The 15,674-nt window shown below is 69.9% G+C and carries 19 protein-coding genes; 13 read left to right on the forward strand and 6 right to left on the reverse strand.

Features of this window, described 5'->3' with window-relative positions:
• Window positions 1-168 precede the first annotated feature (168 nt).
• The 3 genes from C9E82_RS18930 to C9E82_RS18940 all read left to right on the forward strand — a co-directional run bounded on the left by C9E82_RS18930 (window position 169) and on the right by C9E82_RS18940 (window position 1,362).
• Window positions 169-633 carry a hypothetical protein gene (locus tag C9E82_RS18930; RefSeq protein ID WP_183154118.1) on the forward strand — a complete coding sequence of 155 codons (465 nt, stop codon included), beginning with the start codon at window positions 169-171 and terminating at the stop codon, window positions 631-633.
• Window positions 634-996 carry a cell division protein ZapA gene (gene zapA / locus C9E82_RS18935; protein ID WP_119898198.1) on the forward strand — a complete coding sequence of 121 codons (363 nt, stop codon included), beginning with the start codon at window positions 634-636 and terminating at the stop codon, window positions 994-996.
• 66 nt (window positions 997-1,062) lie between these two features.
• Window positions 1,063-1,362: a hypothetical protein gene (locus tag C9E82_RS18940; protein ID WP_240643538.1), complete on the forward strand. Its 300-nt coding sequence runs from the start codon at window positions 1,063-1,065 to the stop codon at window positions 1,360-1,362.
• A 24-nt stretch (window positions 1,363-1,386) separates the two neighbouring features.
• Here the strand turns inward: C9E82_RS18940 and C9E82_RS18945 are convergent, their stop codons facing one another.
• The gene (locus C9E82_RS18945) at window positions 1,387-2,157 is read right to left on the reverse strand and encodes an alpha/beta fold hydrolase (protein ID WP_170162076.1); all 771 of its coding nucleotides are present in this window, start codon (window positions 2,155-2,157) and stop codon (window positions 1,387-1,389) included.
• Between the two features lie 60 nt (window positions 2,158-2,217).
• Here C9E82_RS18945 and C9E82_RS18950 point away from each other — a divergent pair, with 60 nt between their 5' ends.
• Both C9E82_RS18950 and C9E82_RS18955 read left to right on the forward strand, forming a co-directional pair.
• The gene (locus tag C9E82_RS18950) at window positions 2,218-2,616 is read left to right on the forward strand and encodes a hypothetical protein (protein ID WP_119898200.1); all 399 of its coding nucleotides are present in this window, start codon (window positions 2,218-2,220) and stop codon (window positions 2,614-2,616) included.
• A gap of 91 nt (window positions 2,617-2,707) precedes the next feature.
• Complete coding sequence (locus tag C9E82_RS18955) at window positions 2,708-3,895, forward strand: MFS transporter (protein WP_119898201.1); 1,188 nt, start codon at window positions 2,708-2,710, stop codon at window positions 3,893-3,895.
• On the opposite strand, the gene C9E82_RS18960 is transcribed toward C9E82_RS18955, so the two are convergent.
• A complete protein-coding gene (locus C9E82_RS18960; RefSeq protein ID WP_119898202.1) occupies window positions 3,813-4,574 on the reverse strand; it encodes a DUF599 domain-containing protein in 762 nt (253 codons plus the stop codon). The two genes, C9E82_RS18955 and C9E82_RS18960, sit on opposite strands and share 83 nt — an antisense overlap.
• 92 nt (window positions 4,575-4,666) lie before the next feature.
• Here C9E82_RS18960 and C9E82_RS18965 point away from each other — a divergent pair, with 92 nt between their 5' ends.
• The 5 genes from C9E82_RS18965 to C9E82_RS18985 all read left to right on the forward strand — a co-directional run bounded on the left by C9E82_RS18965 (window position 4,667) and on the right by C9E82_RS18985 (window position 9,310).
• On the forward strand, window positions 4,667-4,909 hold the full coding sequence (locus C9E82_RS18965) for a YdcH family protein (RefSeq protein WP_205962166.1): 243 nt from the start codon (window positions 4,667-4,669) through the stop codon (window positions 4,907-4,909).
• A gap of 30 nt (window positions 4,910-4,939) precedes the next feature.
• Window positions 4,940-6,400 (forward strand): FAD-linked oxidase C-terminal domain-containing protein, encoded by a 1,461-nt coding sequence (locus C9E82_RS18970; RefSeq protein WP_119898204.1) that lies wholly within the window; start codon window positions 4,940-4,942, stop codon window positions 6,398-6,400.
• Complete coding sequence (locus tag C9E82_RS18975) at window positions 6,390-7,433, forward strand: FAD-binding protein (RefSeq protein ID WP_119898230.1); 1,044 nt, start codon at window positions 6,390-6,392, stop codon at window positions 7,431-7,433. Before C9E82_RS18970 ends, C9E82_RS18975 begins: the two co-directional genes overlap by 11 nt.
• Window positions 7,434-8,732 carry a glycolate oxidase subunit GlcF gene (glcF, locus tag C9E82_RS18980; protein WP_119898205.1) on the forward strand — a complete coding sequence of 433 codons (1,299 nt, stop codon included), beginning with the start codon at window positions 7,434-7,436 and terminating at the stop codon, window positions 8,730-8,732. It begins immediately after the preceding gene.
• Window positions 8,733-8,857: 125 nt separating this feature from the next.
• Window positions 8,858-9,310 carry an Hsp20 family protein gene (locus C9E82_RS18985; RefSeq protein ID WP_119898206.1) on the forward strand — a complete coding sequence of 151 codons (453 nt, stop codon included), beginning with the start codon at window positions 8,858-8,860 and terminating at the stop codon, window positions 9,308-9,310.
• A 381-nt stretch (window positions 9,311-9,691) separates the two neighbouring features.
• Here the strand turns inward: C9E82_RS18985 and C9E82_RS18990 are convergent, their stop codons facing one another.
• From C9E82_RS18990 to C9E82_RS19000, 3 genes are all read right to left on the reverse strand, one after another.
• Window positions 9,692-10,177 carry a GlcG/HbpS family heme-binding protein gene (locus tag C9E82_RS18990; RefSeq protein WP_119898207.1) on the reverse strand — a complete coding sequence of 162 codons (486 nt, stop codon included), beginning with the start codon at window positions 10,175-10,177 and terminating at the stop codon, window positions 9,692-9,694.
• An 88-nt stretch (window positions 10,178-10,265) separates the two neighbouring features.
• Window positions 10,266-10,874 (reverse strand): response regulator transcription factor, encoded by a 609-nt coding sequence (locus C9E82_RS18995; RefSeq protein ID WP_119898208.1) that lies wholly within the window; start codon window positions 10,872-10,874, stop codon window positions 10,266-10,268.
• Window positions 10,871-12,421: a sensor histidine kinase gene (locus tag C9E82_RS19000; RefSeq protein WP_240643539.1), complete on the reverse strand. Its 1,551-nt coding sequence runs from the start codon at window positions 12,419-12,421 to the stop codon at window positions 10,871-10,873. The genes C9E82_RS18995 and C9E82_RS19000 overlap by 4 nt, the downstream gene beginning before the upstream one ends.
• Window positions 12,422-12,816: 395 nt before the next feature.
• On the opposite strand from C9E82_RS19000, the gene C9E82_RS25110 reads away from it, so the two are divergent.
• Both C9E82_RS25110 and C9E82_RS24855 read left to right on the forward strand, forming a co-directional pair.
• Window positions 12,817-13,371 carry an efflux RND transporter permease subunit gene (locus C9E82_RS25110; RefSeq protein ID WP_240643544.1) on the forward strand — a complete coding sequence of 185 codons (555 nt, stop codon included), beginning with the start codon at window positions 12,817-12,819 and terminating at the stop codon, window positions 13,369-13,371.
• Window positions 13,268-13,483, forward strand: a complete 216-nt coding sequence (locus C9E82_RS24855) for an efflux RND transporter permease subunit (protein WP_240643542.1) — start codon at window positions 13,268-13,270, stop codon at window positions 13,481-13,483. The genes C9E82_RS25110 and C9E82_RS24855 overlap by 104 nt, the downstream gene beginning before the upstream one ends.
• Window positions 13,484-13,881: 398 nt before the next feature.
• Here the strand turns inward: C9E82_RS24855 and C9E82_RS19010 are convergent, their stop codons facing one another.
• Window positions 13,882-14,481, reverse strand: coding sequence for a TetR/AcrR family transcriptional regulator (locus tag C9E82_RS19010; RefSeq protein WP_147393089.1), 600 nt, complete (start codon window positions 14,479-14,481; stop codon window positions 13,882-13,884).
• 136 nt (window positions 14,482-14,617) lie between these two features.
• Here C9E82_RS19010 and C9E82_RS19015 point away from each other — a divergent pair, with 136 nt between their 5' ends.
• Window positions 14,618-15,673 (forward strand): aromatic ring-hydroxylating oxygenase subunit alpha, encoded by a 1,056-nt coding sequence (locus C9E82_RS19015; RefSeq protein WP_170162077.1) that lies wholly within the window; start codon window positions 14,618-14,620, stop codon window positions 15,671-15,673.
• The last annotated feature ends 1 nt before the right edge of the window (window position 15,674 follow it).

Below are 15,674 nucleotides of genomic sequence, written 5' to 3' on the forward strand. Positions count from 1 at the left end.
TGCTGGGCGCCTGCTGGGCCATCGTCAAGGGGCTGATCGGCGAAAGGCGGGAACTCGCCTGAACATCCCCGGGCAGACAACTGAACGGGCGGGCAGAGCCCGCCCGTTCTTGTCTTATCGCGCAGGCAATGCCAAAACCGTCACTGACGCCACCAAAGGACCGACGTGATGAGCGACATCTCCGCCAGCGAACGCCGGCTCAGCGCCGCGCTTGATCGTATCGACCAGATCCTCGAGGCCGGGCGCGGCCATCGGCCCGCCCCCGCCGAGGCCGCCGAGGACGGTGCCCGGCTGGCCGACCTGCAGGCGCGGCTGGATGCCGCCAACGATCAGCTGGCCGGTCTTGCCCGCGCAAACGAGGAACTGGCGGCGGCCAATCGCGCCCTGATCGATGCTGCGCCCGACCTGGACGGCGACGGCGTGCACCGGGCGCTGGAGGCCGAGATCGGCGCCCTGCGCGCCGCCCGCGCCGCCGAGATCGCCCAGCTGGGCGAGATCATGGCCGAGCTTGAGCATTACATGGGCACCGGCCATCCGGGTCCGGCCGCGGAGGCGGTCCAGCCCGAGGTGATGGGCGACGAGGCCGGGCTGCCCGAGGATGGCGCGGATCAGGTGAAGGAAGAGGGCAGGTAGATGGCCGAAGTCGAATTCACGATCGGGCACAAGGAATACAGCCTTTCCGCGCAGGACGGCGAGGAAAAGCTGCTGAAGCGCGCCGCGCAGGTCCTGGATGCCGAGGCGCAGGCGATCCTGGCGCAGGCGGGCCGGGTGCCCGAGCCGCGCCTGCTGCTGCTGGCGGGGCTGATGCTGGCCGACCGCTTCGCCTCGACCGAGGAACGCGCCGAGCGGGCCGAGCGGCACCTGGCGCGGCTGCAATCCAATCCGCAGCGGGTCGAGGTCCCGGTGATCCCGGCCGAGCTGAAGGAGGCCATGGCCGAGCTTGCCGCCCGCGCCGAGGCCCTGGCCGAGCGGCTGGAAGAACAGCAGGACGGCTGATCTTTTCGCGCGCCCGTTAACCGCGCCTTAACGCCTTTCTGCGATCAAGGTGGCATGTGCAGATGCGTGCCCCTGATCCTGTTCGTCTTCTCGTTTCTGGCGGGCTGCGCCTCGCCCTCGCCCGACATGATGGGCGCGGGCCGCGGCCAGGTCACGCTGGAGGGCATCACCTTCACCGTCTTTCACCAGGCAACCGAGGCCGAGGTGATCCGCATGGGCTATCTGTCCCGGCGCGACCGCGACCGGGTGCCGGAACTGATGGCGCGGGCGGCCGAGGCGGTGACGGGCTGCGCGGTGATCCCCGGCAGCCTCTGGACGCGCATTCCCGGCGATACCGGCGTCGCGCGTTTCGACCTGCGCTGCTGATGGCGCTGCTGATGGGCCGGCCCCTCAGCCCTCGCCCAGGAAGACCGCCAGCGTCTCGGCCAGCGCCTCGGGCTGGTCGGCGTGCAGCCAGTGGCCGGCATCCTTCAGCGTCACCAGCCGCGCCTGCGGGAAATGGGCGCGAATCGCCGCCTCGCCCGCCGCGGTGACGTAATCGGACTGCGCGCCGTTGATGAACAGGGCCGGGCCTTCGAAGCTGCCGCGCGGCAGGTCCTCGGGCCAGCCGGTGATCTTGCCCATCTCGCGCCGCAGCACCGGCAGGTTCAGCTTCCACGCCGCGGGATCGCTTTTCAGGTCCAGCGATTGCAGCAGGAAGGCGCGCAGCCGGCTGTCCCCGACATGTTCGGCCAGCCGCCGGTCGGCCTCGCTGCGCCGATCGATGCCCTTGAGGTCGATGGCCTCCATCGCCTCGACATAGCGGCTCTGGTCGTGCTGATAGGCGATCGGCGCGATGTCCATCACCACCAGCTTGCGCACCAGTTCCGGCCGCGTCAGCGCCAGCACCATCGCCGCCTTGCCGCCCATCGAGTGCCCGGCCAGGTCGGCGCGTCCGCCATTCGCCTCGATCACCTCGGCCAGGTCCGCGGCCATGGCGGGATAGTCGTGCCGCTCCATGTTCGGGCTGTCGCCGTGGTTGCGCTGGTCCACCGTGACGACGCGGCGGTTTTCGGCCAGCCTGCGCGCGACCGCGCCCAGATTGCGGCCCTGCCCGTAGAGCCCGTGCACCAGAAGGATCGGCAGGCCCTCGTCCCGGCCGGTAACGGTTTGGTTCAGCATCATCTTCCCCCGCATCAGGGCGGCTGGCTAAGCCGCGCCAACCCGTCTATCCTGCGCGCCATGAGGCAACAAGCGAAGACCATCGACGATATCCGCCGCATGGCCGACGAGGTGGCGCAACTGATGGCGGCGCGTTTCGGCGGCGCCCGGCGAGGCGAGCAGCCCCCCTTGCACGAGATGCTGCGCCGGCGCGGCGGCGCCCTGCCGGGGCGGCTGCGGCGGCAGGCGCAGCGCCTGGCCGAGGCCGACCGGCTCTGTGCCCAGCCCCGCGTCGGGCGCCAGCAGGACATGCGCGCCGTCAGCCGCGCCCATCACGCGCTGACCGCCCATCTGCGCCCGCTGGGAGAGGTCAGCCGCTTCCAGGACCGGGCGCTGCATGTCACCGCCTCGGTCGTGCTGGGGCTGCTGCTGATCGGGGCGGCGGCGATCTGGCTGATGCTGCGTCGCGGGACGCTCTGACGCTGCTGCAAGGCTGCGTTGTCCGCGGCGGCGCTTGCCTATGCTGCGGCGCAGCGTATGTTAGGGCGAACACCCACGGGAACGCGCAGCCATGACCCAGCCCCGCAGCACGCGCAACGCCATCCTCGCGATGGCGCTCGGCGCCTTTGCCATCGGCACTTCCGAATTCGCGGCGATGGGGCTTCTGCCCTATTTCGCCGCCGACCTGTCGATCACCGAGCCGCAGGCCGGCCATGTCATCAGCGCCTATGCGCTGGGGGTGGTGATCGGCGCGCCGCTGACCTCGATCCTGGGCGCGCGGCTGCCGCGGCGGCGCTATCTGGCGGCGCTGATGGCCTTCTACGGGGTGATGAACCTCTTGGCCGCCCTGCTGCCGGGACTGGCGGCGCTGACCACGATGCGCTTCCTGGCCGGGCTGCCGCATGGCGGTTTCCTTGGCGTGGCGATGCTTTACGCCGCCGATGCCCTGCCGCGAGAGAAACGCGCGCGCGGCGCGGCGCAGGTCCTCTTGGGCCTGACGCTGGCCAATGTCGCGGGCGTGCCGCTGGCCGGCGCGCTGGGGCAGGGGATCGGCTGGCGCTGGGGCTTCGCGCTGCCGGGGGTGCTGGCGCTGGCCTCGGCCTGGGCGATCCTGCGGCTGGCGCCGCGGGTCGGCGGCAACCCGGATGCGCGGCCCTGGGACGAGCTGCAGGCGCTGCGCAATCCGCGCGTGCTGTGGCTGCTGGCGGTGGGCGCGATCGGCTTCGGCGGGCTGTTTTCGGTCTATGCCTTCCTGACCGCGGCGATCCTTGCCACGACCGAGGCGCCGGGCTGGGCGATCCCGCTGGCCCTGGCGGTCTTCGGCGTCGGCGGCACGCTTGGCACCTGGGCGGCGGGCCGTTTCACCGAGACGCTCGGCACCACCCGCGCCGCCTATCTGAGCCTGGCGCTGATGGCGCTGACCCAGGGCTTCGCCGCGGCGGTGGTCGGCGACTGGGTGCTGATGGTGCTGTCCTCGTTCCTGCTGGCGGCGGGGGCGGGGCTGGTGATCCCGCTGCAGACCCGGCTGATGGATGTCGCGGGCCCGGCCCAGAACATGGCCGCCGCGATGAACCACGCCGCCTTCAACGCCGCCAATGCGCTGGGGCCGTTCCTGGCCGGCATGGCCCTGGCGGCGGGCTGGGGCTGGTCCTCGCCCGGCCTGGTCGGGATCGCGCTTACCGCCGTGGGGGCGGTGGTGCTGACTCTGGCGGTGCTGTCGGAACGGGCAGCTTCGGCGGCGGCAGACTGCGCAGGATGACCCGGCGCGAGGTCGAGGCGAATTCGCGCCGCCAGGTCACGAACAGCACCACCAGCGTTCCCAGCACCAGCGTCCATGTGCCCGCCAGCCAGCCAAGCGATCCCAGCGCGAAATAGACGCTGCGCAGCCCGGCATTGAAGCTGCGGGCGGCGGTGATGTTCAGGTCGGCCGCCTGCATGGCCCGCTCCATCGCGGCGGGCTGGCCGGGATCGTTCGGCACCGCGCCCATCATCACCGCGCAATAGCCGAACAGCCGGTGCGCCCAGACGAATTTCAGGAAGGCGTTGACGACGAAGAACATCGTCACCAGCAGCTTGGCCCGGATCAGCGCATCCGCGCCCTCGACCAGTTCGATCCCCTCGGCCAGCCCGCGCAGCCGGTCCGCATTGCCGATCAGCGCCAGCAGGCCCCCGGTCGCGATCATGCAGGCCGAGGCGAAGAACGAGGTGCCCTCGCGCAGCGTCGTCAGGATGTTGGCGTCGAAGATCCGCGGCTGGCGCGTGATGAAATGCTCCATCCAGGCGCGGCGGAAGCGGGTCATCAGCACCGAGACCGAGGGCTTGCCGGCCGGCGGGCGCTCGATCACCCAGCCGATCGCGTACCAGCTGACGAACAGCAGCAGCACCGCCAGCGCGTCCGGCAGGCCGAGGGTGACGGAAAAGGGCAGATCGATGCTCATGCCATGGTTCTATGACCGGCGGCGGCGCCTTGAAAGCCCCCTTGCGCGCCTCTAGGTTCGTTTCAGGAACGCGCGCGTAACGGAGGGTTATCATGGCTGCACCCCATGCCATTCACGAAGAATTCCCGAATGACGCGACGCGCATTCACGACCTGAAGCTGTCGAACGCGCATTTCGCGCGCCTGCTGGACGAATATGACAGCGTCAACGACGAGGTGGCGGCGGCCGAAACCCTTGTCCGGCCGGTCAGCGACGATACCGAGAAGCAGCTGCGCCGCCGCCGCGCCCAGCTGAAGGACGAGATCGCCCGGATGATCGCCGCCGTCCCGTCCTGACCAGACGCGCATCGCGAAGGAGGAGTTGCGATGGAGATGCCCGAACCTGACGCCGCCGTCCTGGCGCGGCGGGATGCCATCGTCGCCGCCCTTCGCGATGCCGCCCCCGGCGCGGTGATCGACGATCCCGCCGAGACGCGGGCCTATGAATGCGACGCGCTGGCGGCCTATCGCTGCCCGCCCATGGCGGTGGTGCTGCCGCGCTCGACCGCCGAGGTCGCGGCGGTGCTGCGCCTGTGCCACGATGAGCGCGTGCCGGTGGTGCCGCGCGGGGCGGGCACCAGCCTGGCGGGCGGCTCGATGCCCACGGCGGATGCGGTGGTGGTCGGGCTGGCGCGCCTGACCGAGGTGCTGGAGATCAGCCCCGAGGACCGGCTGGTCCGGGTCCAGGCCGGGCGCACCAACCTGTCGGTCTCGGGCGCGGTGGACGGGCTGGGCTTCTTCTACGCGCCCGATCCCTCCAGCCAGCTGGCCTGCGCCATCGGCGGCAATATCGGCATGAATTCCGGCGGCGCGCATTGCCTGAAATACGGCGTCACCACCAACAACCTGCTGGGGGTGACGATGGTGCTGATGGACGGCACCGTCGTGGAACTGGGCGGCCCGATGGGCGAGGCGCCGGGGTTCGATCTTCTGGGCGTGGTCTGCGGATCCGAGGGCCAGCTCGGCATCGTGACCGAGGCCACGCTGCGCATCCTGCCCAAGCCCGCCGGCGCCCGCCCGGTCCTCGTCGCCTTCGATTCCAGCGAGGTCGCGGGCGCCTGCGTCGCCGCCATCATCCGCGCCGGCATCCTGCCCGTGGCGATCGAGTTCATGGACCGCCCCTGCATCCGCGCGACCGAGGATCACGCCCGCGCCGGCTATCCCGATTGCGAGGCGCTGCTGATCGTCGAGGTCGAGGGCACCCCGCCCGAGATCGACGAGCAGCTGGCGCTGATCCGCGAGATCGCGCTGTCCTTCCACCCGGTCGAATTCCGCGAAAGCCGCAGCGAGGAGGAATCGCGCCGCATCTGGCTGGGCCGCAAGTCGGCCTTCGGGGCGATGGGCCAGCTTGGCGACTATATCTGCCTCGACGGCACCATCCCGGTCTCGGCCCTGCCCGAGGTCCTGGCCGGGATCGGCGATCTGTCGCGCCGATACGGGCTGGGCGTGGCCAATGTCTTCCATGCCGGCGACGGCAACATGCACCCGCTGATCCTCTACGACGCCAATGCGCCCGGCGACCTGGAACGGGCCGAGGCCTTCGGCGCCGACATCCTGCGGCTCTGCGTGAAGGTCGGCGGCTGCCTGACCGGCGAACATGGCGTCGGCATCGAGAAGCGCGACCTGATGCACGACCAGTTCACGCCCATCGACATGGAGGCGCAGATGCGCGTCAAGGACGTCTTCGACCCGCATTGGCTGCTGAACGCGGCCAAGGTCTTTCCGCTGGACATCTCGGCCAGCCGCCGCGAGGCGCGGCGCGATGCGGGATCTGCCGATGCGGCCTGACGGCGAGGCGGCCCTGGCCGAGGCGATCCGCTCCGCCCGCGCGCCGCTTTCGGTGACGGGCGGCGGCACGCGGCTGGAACCGGGCGAGGGGCAGGGCGCGCGGCTGGACACGCGCGGCCTGACCGGCGTCACCCTCTACGAGCCCGAGGCGCTGACCCTGGTGGTCGCCGCCGGCACGCCCCTGGCCAGCATCGTCGACATATTGGCCGCCGAGGGCCAGATGCTGGCCTTCGAGCCGCCCGCCAGCCCCGGCTCGACCATCGGCGGGGTGGCGGCGGCCAATGCCTCGGGGCCGCGCCGGCTGCAGGCGGGGGCGGCGCGGGATGCGCTGATCGGCCTGCGCTTCATCGACGGGCAGGGCAATGTCGTCCGGAATGGCGGCCGGGTGATGAAGAACGTCACCGGCTATGACCTGGTCAAGCTGATGGCGGGCAGCCGCGGCCGGCTGGGGGTGCTGACCGAACTGGCCTTCCGCACCGCGCCGATCCCGCAATCCCGCCTGACGCTCTGCCTGCCCGCCCGCGACGCCGCCGCCGCGATCCCGGCCCTGACCGCCGCGCTTGGCGGCCCCTTCGACGTCAGCGGCGCCGCCTGGCTGCCCGGCCGCGGCGCGCTGATCCGGCTCGAAGGGCTGGAAGGCTCGGTCCGCCTCCGCGCCGAGTCGCTGCGCAAGACCCTCGCCCCCTTCGGCGATCCCGGTGATGCCCAGGACGATCCCTGGCCGCTTCTTCGTTGCCCAAATACCCATGATCCCCAGGCCGACCTCTGGCGCATCATCTGCCGACCCAGCCAGGCCGCCGCCCTCCTGGCCGCCCTTCCCGAACCCTGCTCGCTGGACTGGGGCGGCGCGCTGATCCATGTCGCGCTGCCCGCGGGCGAATTGCCGCAACTGCCGCGCTTTTCGGGCCATGCCCGCCGCATCCGCGGCGCGCAGCCCGCGATCCTGCCCGCCCCCGACCCGGTCGCCGCGCGGCTGGATGCCGGGCTGCGCGCCCGGTTCGACCCGCGCGGGATCTTCCAGGGGGCCCCCTAGATGCAGACGAACTTCACCCCCGAACAGTTGCAGGACCCGGCCACCGCGCGCTCGAACCGGATCCTGCGCGCCTGCGTCCATTGCGGCTTCTGCACCGCGACCTGCCCGACCTACCAGGTGCTGGGCGACGAGCTGGACAGCCCGCGCGGGCGCATCTACCTGATCAAGGAGATGCTGGAATCGGGCCGTCCGGCCGACGAAAGGACCGTGCGGCACATCGACCGCTGCCTCAGTTGCCTCAGCTGCATGACCACCTGCCCCTCGGGGGTGCATTACGCGCATCTGGTCGATCACGCCCGCGCCCATATCGAGGCGACCTATCGCCGGCCCTGGCGCGACCGGCTGCTGCGCCGGCTGCTGGCCGCGCTGGTGCCCCATCCGCGCCGCTTCCGGCTGGCGCTGCTGGGCGCGAGGATCGCCCGGCCCTTCGCGCGGCTGATGCCGGATGCCCGGCTTCGGGCGATGATCGCCATGGCGCCGCGCTCCCTGCCGCCGGTCAGCCGCAACGACATGGGCCAGACCTTCCCGGCCGAAGGCCCGCGCCGGGCGCGGGTGGCGCTGATGATCGGCTGCGCGCAGCGGGCGTTGAACACCGATATCAACGATGCGACCATCCGGCTGTTGCGCCGGGCGGGCTGCGAGGTGGTGATCCCCGACGATTTCGGCTGCTGCGGCGCCCTGACCCTGCATATGGGCCGGCAAGAGGACGCGACCGCCCGCGCCCGCGACACGATCCGCCGGCTGCTGGCCTGCGAGGCGGCGGGCCCGCTGGATGCGGTGATCGTCAATACCTCGGGCTGCGGCACCACGATCAAGGATTACGGCCACCTGTTCGCGGGCGACCCGATCGAGGCGGATGCGCAGCGGGTCGCGGCGCTGGCCCGCGACGTGACCGAGTTCCTGGAGGGCCTGGGCCTGCCCGAGACCGGCGCGGCCCCCCGGCTGGCGCGGGTGGCCTATCATTCCGCCTGCTCGCTGCAGCATGGCCAGCAGATCCGCACCGCCCCCAAGGCGCTGCTGGCGCAGGCGGGTTTCCAGGTGCTGGAGCCCGCGGACCCGCATCTCTGCTGCGGCTCGGCCGGGACCTACAACCTGCTGCAGCCGGAACTGTCCGAGGAACTGCGCCGCCGCAAGGTCGCGACGCTGGAAGCCGTCGCCCCCCAGGTCATCGCGGCGGGCAATATCGGCTGCATGATGCAGATCGGCGGCGGGACCGGCCTGCCGGTCGTCCATACGGTCGAACTGCTGGACTGGGCCACCGGCGGGCCGCGTCCGCCGGCGCTGGCGGATCTGGTCTGAGGGGTCTTGAAACCCGGATTCCGGCTTCCCAGATTCGATGTCGCCGGCGGCCGCAACGGCGCCGGTGGATCGCCCGCCCGACCCATCGGGGGGCAAGACAACATCGCTTTGAAAGGATGTGACCCATGCGCAACTTTGACCTGACCCCGCTTTATCGTGCCTCGGTCGGCTTCGACCGCCTGGCGGATGTCATGGACCGGGCCCTGTCGGCCGATGTCGCCGCGCCCACCTATCCCCCCTACAATATCGAGAAGACCGGCGAGGATGCCTATCGCATCTCGATCGCCGTGGCCGGATTCGCGGCCGCCGACCTGAATGTCGAGGTCCGCGACGGCGCCGTGATCGTCTCGGCCCGGAAGGCCGAGGAGGAGGACGGGCGCAGCTATCTGCATCGTGGCATCGCCACCCGCGCCTTCGAGCGCAAGTTCACCCTGGCCGATCACGTCCGCGTCGAGGGGGCCAGCCATGCCGACGGCATGCTGCATATCGACCTGGTGCGCGAGATCCCCGAGGCGCTGAAGCCGCGCCGGATCGAGATCGCCAAGGCCGCGCCGAAAGTCGAGAAGCTGGACGCCTGAGCGGCGTTCTTGCGGCGGCCGGGGGGCTTTGCGTCCCCGGCCGTTCATTGTGATCCCGGCGCTGTCGCCCATGGCGCGTGCCATCCACGTCTTGCCGCCGCCCCGCCATGCGGCCCACGCGATGGCGATCAGGCTCGGCGTTCCGCCCCGTCCTGTTCCGCGCGGAACGTTTTCCAAAACAGTCGCTCCGACGCCATGCGGCACGATGCCGTATTCCCCTTGGGGGACGGCATGAGACCGTTGCATACCGTCGTGCAGCTCGTCTGAAGCGGTCCAGCGGACGGCGAGGAGATCCCCCGGCCGGCAATCTTCAAGGGATCGGAAACGTCGGGAACGGGACAGGCCCTGCCGATATCATCCCGGCAGGGCCACGCCCCGACCTTACTCTGCCGCGCCGATGGCGGTCAGGCCAGCGGTGGCGCAAGCGGCGTCGAGATCGCCCGAGGGCGCGCCGCCGACGCCGATGCCTCCCACCAGCGCCTCGCCGATGCGGATCGGCAGGCCGCCCGCCTGGATGACCATCCGCGCATCCATGTCGCGCAGGCCGGCATTCTCGGGCGCCGAGGCGATGAACCCGGCCAGCCCGGCCGTGTCGCGGCCCATGGCGGCCGAGGTGAAGGCCTTGCCCGTCGCGCTGGCGCCGGTATGCGGGCCCGAGCCATCGGCCTTCAGCATCACCTTGGTCGCACCGTCGCGCGCCACGATGGCGACGCTGACGTTGTGGCCGTCGGCGGCACAGGCGCCGAGGGCGGCATCGGCGGCCTCGACTGCCAGGTCCAGCGGCAGGTAGGGCGCCGTCGGCAGATCCTGCGCGGCGGCGGCGAGGGGGGCCAGCAGGGCGGCGGCAAGCAGCGGGGTGCGGATCATCGGGATCTCCTGTCATGAATGATGACGGGACGCTAACGCCGATGCCGCGGGTCGGGTATGCGTAGCCCTTGCAGCCGCCTCCGTAGAACTACGGAGCCGCGCGCCCCTCCAGCCACAGCCGGGTCATCTCGGCCTGCGAGGTGGTGCCCAGCTTTGCCCCGATCGCGGCGCGATGGCTTTCCACCGTGCGCGGCGACAGGCCCAGCCCCTCGGCGATCTGCCGCGTGGTGAAGCCTGCGGCGATGCGTTCCAGGATCTCGGCCTCGCGCGGGGTCAGGGCGGACAGCAGCGCCAGCGTCTCGGCCAGCTCGGCCCGGCGGTCCAGCTGGCGATCCAGGATGGACTGCGCCTTCTGGATGGCGTCGATCAGATCCTGCTCGTCGACAGGCTTGGACAGGAAGTCGATGGCCCCGTTGCGAAAGGCACGCCGGCACGCCTCGATATCGCCATGGCCGGACATGATGATGGTCGGCCAGTCGATCGCCAGATCCGCCAGCCTGTCCTGCAATTTCAGCCCCGAGATCACCGGCATCCGGATGTCGAGGATCAGGCAGCCCGGCGGCAGCTGCGGCAGGCGGGCAAGGAAGGCCTGCGGATCGGCAAAGCCGGTCACCGGAATGTCGACGGTGGACAGAAGCAGGCTCAGCGCGTGACGCACCGCCGTATCGTCATCGACCAGGTAGACGGGATGGGTCATGGTCCTTCCCCGGTCGGGTCCAGCGGCAGGGTGATGCGGAAGCTGGCGCCTTCTGTGCCGTGCTCCAGCGCGATCTCGCCCCCGGCGCGTTCCACCAGCCGCTGGCTGAGGGTAAGGCCAAGCCCGGTCCCGTCCGGGCGGGTGGTCATGAAGGGGGTGAACAGCCGCGCCCGCAGCTCTGGCGGGATGCCGGGGCCGTTGTCGCGGATCTCCAGCACGGCGTTGCCCGCTTCGGGGCAGAGGGTGACGCGGATCTGCCCGTCCCCGGCCCGGTCCCGCAGGGCCTCGAGCGCGTTGCGCAGCAGGTTGAACGCCACCTGTTCCATCTCGACCGGATCGGCGCGGATCATGACCGCATCGGCGGGCAGATCGAAGCTCAGCGCCACCCTTTGCGCCTGGGCCTGCGCCGCCAGCAGCGCCGCGACATTGCGCAGGGCGTCGCGCAGATCGAAGGCCCGGACCGGCGCCGCCTGCGGGCGCGACCAGCTGCGGAACCGCTGCAGGATGGCCGAGGCGCGGCGGGCCTGGGTCACGGTATCGTCCAGCACCGGGGCCAGACCGTCGCGGTCGTCGCGTGCCAGCAGCCGCCGCCCGGCCTGGGCCTGCGCCAGGATGGCGGTCAGCGGCTGGGTCAGCTCATGCGTCAGGCCGCTGGCCAGCTCGCCCAGGGCATTGACCCGCGCGGCATGGGCCAGGCGCGAATCGAGCGCGCTGAGCCGTGCCTGCTCCAGCGCCTGGCCCGCGCGCCGCCGCTGGCGCAGAAAGGCCAGCGCGCCGAAACCCGCCGCGGCGGCCGCCATCAGGATCAGCGCGCTGCGCAGCGGCGGGAACAGGTCGCCCGGGGTGATGCTGCGGTCCGTCTCCAGCCGCAGGGGCTGCGAGGCGCTGCCCAGGGCCTTGGCCTGCCCGGTGCCGTCCACCGCGCCGTCCACCGTGCCGTCGATCGCGCCGCGCTGGAACAGCACCGTCCCATCCGGCAGCGACAGGGCCAGGTTGATGCCCGGCCGGTCCCAGAACGTCCCGGCCTCGTCCAGCAGCCGGGCGGCGTCGATCGACAGCATCAGGCCATGGCGCGCGGCATCGGAATTGGGGCTGCGCTTGACCATGACGTAATGCCCGGCCCGGCCCGGATCGGGCAGAAGCGCGATCTCGCCCCCCGATGCAATGGCCGCCGCCCGGATCCGTGCCGTCAGCTGGGGGTCCAATGCCGTCCCCGCCGCCGCCACGCCGCCCGGTTGCAGCGGCACCAGGGCAATGGCACTGATGCGCGGATAAAAGCGGGTGATCGTCGTCGCCACCTCCAGAAACAGCCGCTGCGCCGGGTCGTCGCTGGCCACTGCAATCGCGGAAAGCGCGGTCAGGTGGGCGTCATGCTGATCGGCACGCTGCGAGGCGAGGCGATGCAGCACGGCGGTTTCCTGCGCCAGTTCGGCACTCAGCGCCCGGTGCTGCGCGATGCCCATCGCCGTCAGCAGCAGAAGAAGCAGCCCGGCCCCGAGAAGGGCCAGCCTTGCAGGGCTTTCCAGAAAGGACACAGGTCGCGTCATGGCGCCAATCTGGCAGGTTGGGCGCATAAGGGAAATGGCCTGATCATCCGGTGGCCGCGCCCGAGACATCCGTCAGGCGGGCTTGACACGGCCCTTGCCAGCCGATCGGCTGTCCCGATCGGCGGCAGGATGGCTTCACCTGACCGGCGGTTCATTCTCGTCGCGCCGCGCATCGTCAGCCCATCTCCGCGATGGGGCCGCGCTGTCATTCGTCGTATTCGGGAGGCTGTGGCTGCCGCAAGCACGACCCCGGAGACGGTCGAGATCTCGCGCACGATCGAGGAGGCGCTGAATTCGATGCGGCCTGGAAAAGGTGAACTCGGCCCCTTGCGAGGGGCAGCCGGTGGTCACCGCGACCTTCAGGCTGAAGGTCGACCGGCTGGCGGCGGCGCAGCATGTGCGCGACCGCGCCTCGCCGCTGGAAGGGGGTTTTCCTGCCGCGCTCGACAAGCCGGTCATCCAGCGCTTCGGTTGCCGAGACCCGCGTGATCCGCGACGGCCAGACCGCGCTGGCCATCGACATCATGTTCCTGTTCCTCAATTCCTGGCGCAGCACGGTCATCACCGCTCTGACCCTGCCCATCGCGACCACCGCCACCATCGTCGCCGTCTTCCTGCCCGTCGCCCTGATGAGCGGGGTGGGGGCAGTTCTTCTATCAGTTCGGCATGACCGTATCGGTGGCGATCATGATCTCTGTTCGTCAGCTTCACGCTGGACCCGATGCTGTCAAACGTCTGGCATGACCCGGATTCCCAGCCCGGCGAGAAACGGGGCGTCATCGGAGGTCTGGTTCAGCGTTTCGATCCGAGTGCATGGTCTGGGCCTGCAGGCACGTCATCACATGGGTGCTGCGGCATCGGCTGATCACGCTGTTGGCGACGATCCCGACCTTCGTCGGCCGCCTGGCCATGGTGTCGATGGTCGGAACCAAGTTCGTCGCCCCCGCTGATGATGGCCGCATCGCCATCACGGCCGAGATACCGGTCGGCTCGTCGCTGGATTACACGACGGCCAGACTGGAGAAACTGGAGGTCGCGCTGACCGAATTCCCCGGGGTGTAGTCGGTTTATACGACCGTCAATGTCGGCCAATCCCTAGGCAAGAACAGGGTCAATGTCATCGTCCAGCTGATCCCGGCCGCGGATCGCGACCGCAGGCCGGTCGATCTGGGCGACCCGATCCGGGAGTCCGGTCGTTAAACGATTTGTGCAATAGAGCCTTGTTTAGAAATCACGAAATCCATGGCTGCCGTGAAATTGGCAGGCGGGGGCGGTAGGCGGAAGTTGTGAGTGGCGCGCCATTGCGATGCGCTGTGCTGGACAGATGAGCTTGTTTTTCCAGTCCAGATCTGGGTCGTTGGCCGAGAGTGGCGAGAAGACCAGAACCTGCAACCCATTGCGAAACGTCGCAGGGCGCGGATCGCATTCCGGGCGGATCACCCGCCTTCCTGCAACTCGCTTCAATCGGCTGTGCGGGGAGGGCGCAGGGTGTCGGTCACCAGCCGGGCCAGTCCCTCGGCGAAGTCCCGATCCAGCGGCGCATGCTTCGAGAAGGCGCGGAAATAGATCGGGCCCGCATAGAGGTCGATGATCAGGTCCAGGTCCAGGTCGCTGCGGAACACGCCGGCCACTTGCCCGCGCGCGATCAGCTCGCGCGCATGGTTGCGACGCGGGACCAAGAAGCCCTGGTGGAACGCCGCCATCAGCGCCTCGTCGTTCTGCGCGCGGCCCAGAAGCTCGGCGATCACCCGGCCGACCCGGCCTTGCAGGAAGCGTGCCAGCGAGGCGATGTATTCCTGCAGCGCAAGCGCCGGCTCGGCGATGCCGGGGGTCGGAACCTCGTCCTCGACCATGGCGAGGAAGGCGTCGATCACGATGGCCTCGACCGAATTCCAGCGCCGGTAGAGCGCCGGTCGGCTGGTGCCCGCCGCGCTTGCTATCTCGTTCAGGGTCAGCTCGGACAGGGATTTTTGGGCCAGGAGCGCCCAGGTCGCGCGCAGCACCCGCGCGCCCAGTTCCTCGTCCATCGGGCGGCCACGCGGCTTTCTGTCTTTCTCCACGGCAATTCCCCCTTGCCAGAACCGGGTGAGTCGGTCTAATAGCGTTACATGTAGTAACGTTATTATGTGTAACGCAATCCCTCCGCCGCGGCAATGGCAGAGGGCCGGCCAGCTTCATTCATCGGGAGGACGATACATGGGCGAGAGCTTTCTGGACAACGAGACATGGCGCTATTTCTGGCACCCGGTCTGCACAGTCAAGGAACTGGCGGAGTCCGACAAGGGGCGGGGAGAGCTGCTTTGCGCCCGGCTGCTGGGCACCGAACTGGTCATCGCGCGGCTGGATTCGGGCGTGGTGGCGATGAACAACCGCTGCCCGCATCGTTCGGCCAAGCTGCATCTGGGCTGGAACCGGGGCGACAGCGTGCAATGCCCCTATCACGGCTGGCAATGGGGGGCGGACGGGTCGTGCAAGGGCATTCCGGCGGCACCCGATGGCCCGATCCCGCCCAATGCCAAGGCGGTCAGCTATGACTGCGCCGAGCGTTACGGGCTGGTCTGGGTCCGGCTGGACGGCAGCGCCGGGACCGCGATTCCCGAACATCCGGTCTTCGACGACCCGGCCTTCCGCTGCGTGCCCGGCCCCAGCTACGACTGGAAGACCCATTCAGCGCGGCGGGTCGAGAACTATACCGATCTCGCGCATTTCCCCTTCGTTCACCCCGAGACCCTGGGCAGCGCCGGGCATGTGACTTTCCTGACCCCGCAGATCGCCTTCCGCAAGGAAGGCCGGATGCGCTTTCGCTATGCCCCGCCCGAGGGCGCGCGCAATGCGGTCGATGCCAGCGGCAATTTCTCTCCGCTGGCCTTCTCGGACTATACCATCCGGCTGCCCTTCGGCGTCAGCGTGGACCTGACCTTGCAGAACGGCGCCCGCACCGTGCTGTGGGTCTGGGCGACACCGCTGGACGACATCCATTGCCGCAGCTTCTGGTTCGCCTGCCGCAACGGCGATCTGGACGGGCCGGACCAGCCGCATATCGACCAGCAGATGCGGATCCTCGAAGAGGATGTCGATATCGTCGAAAGCCAAGATCCCGAGCAGATCCCGCATCCCCGCGACGAGATCGCGGTGGCGCCCGACAAGGTGTCGCTGACCTATCGCCGGCTGCTCTACGCGCTTTGCAAGGCCAAGGCGCAGGGGCCCGAGGCGCTGAAAGCTTTCCTCGACACCGAACGCGACGATATCTGAG

It is taken from the genome of Paracoccus sigandri, assembly GCF_003709565.1.
GTDB classification, from domain to species: domain Bacteria; phylum Pseudomonadota; class Alphaproteobacteria; order Rhodobacterales; family Rhodobacteraceae; genus Paracoccus; species Paracoccus siganidrum.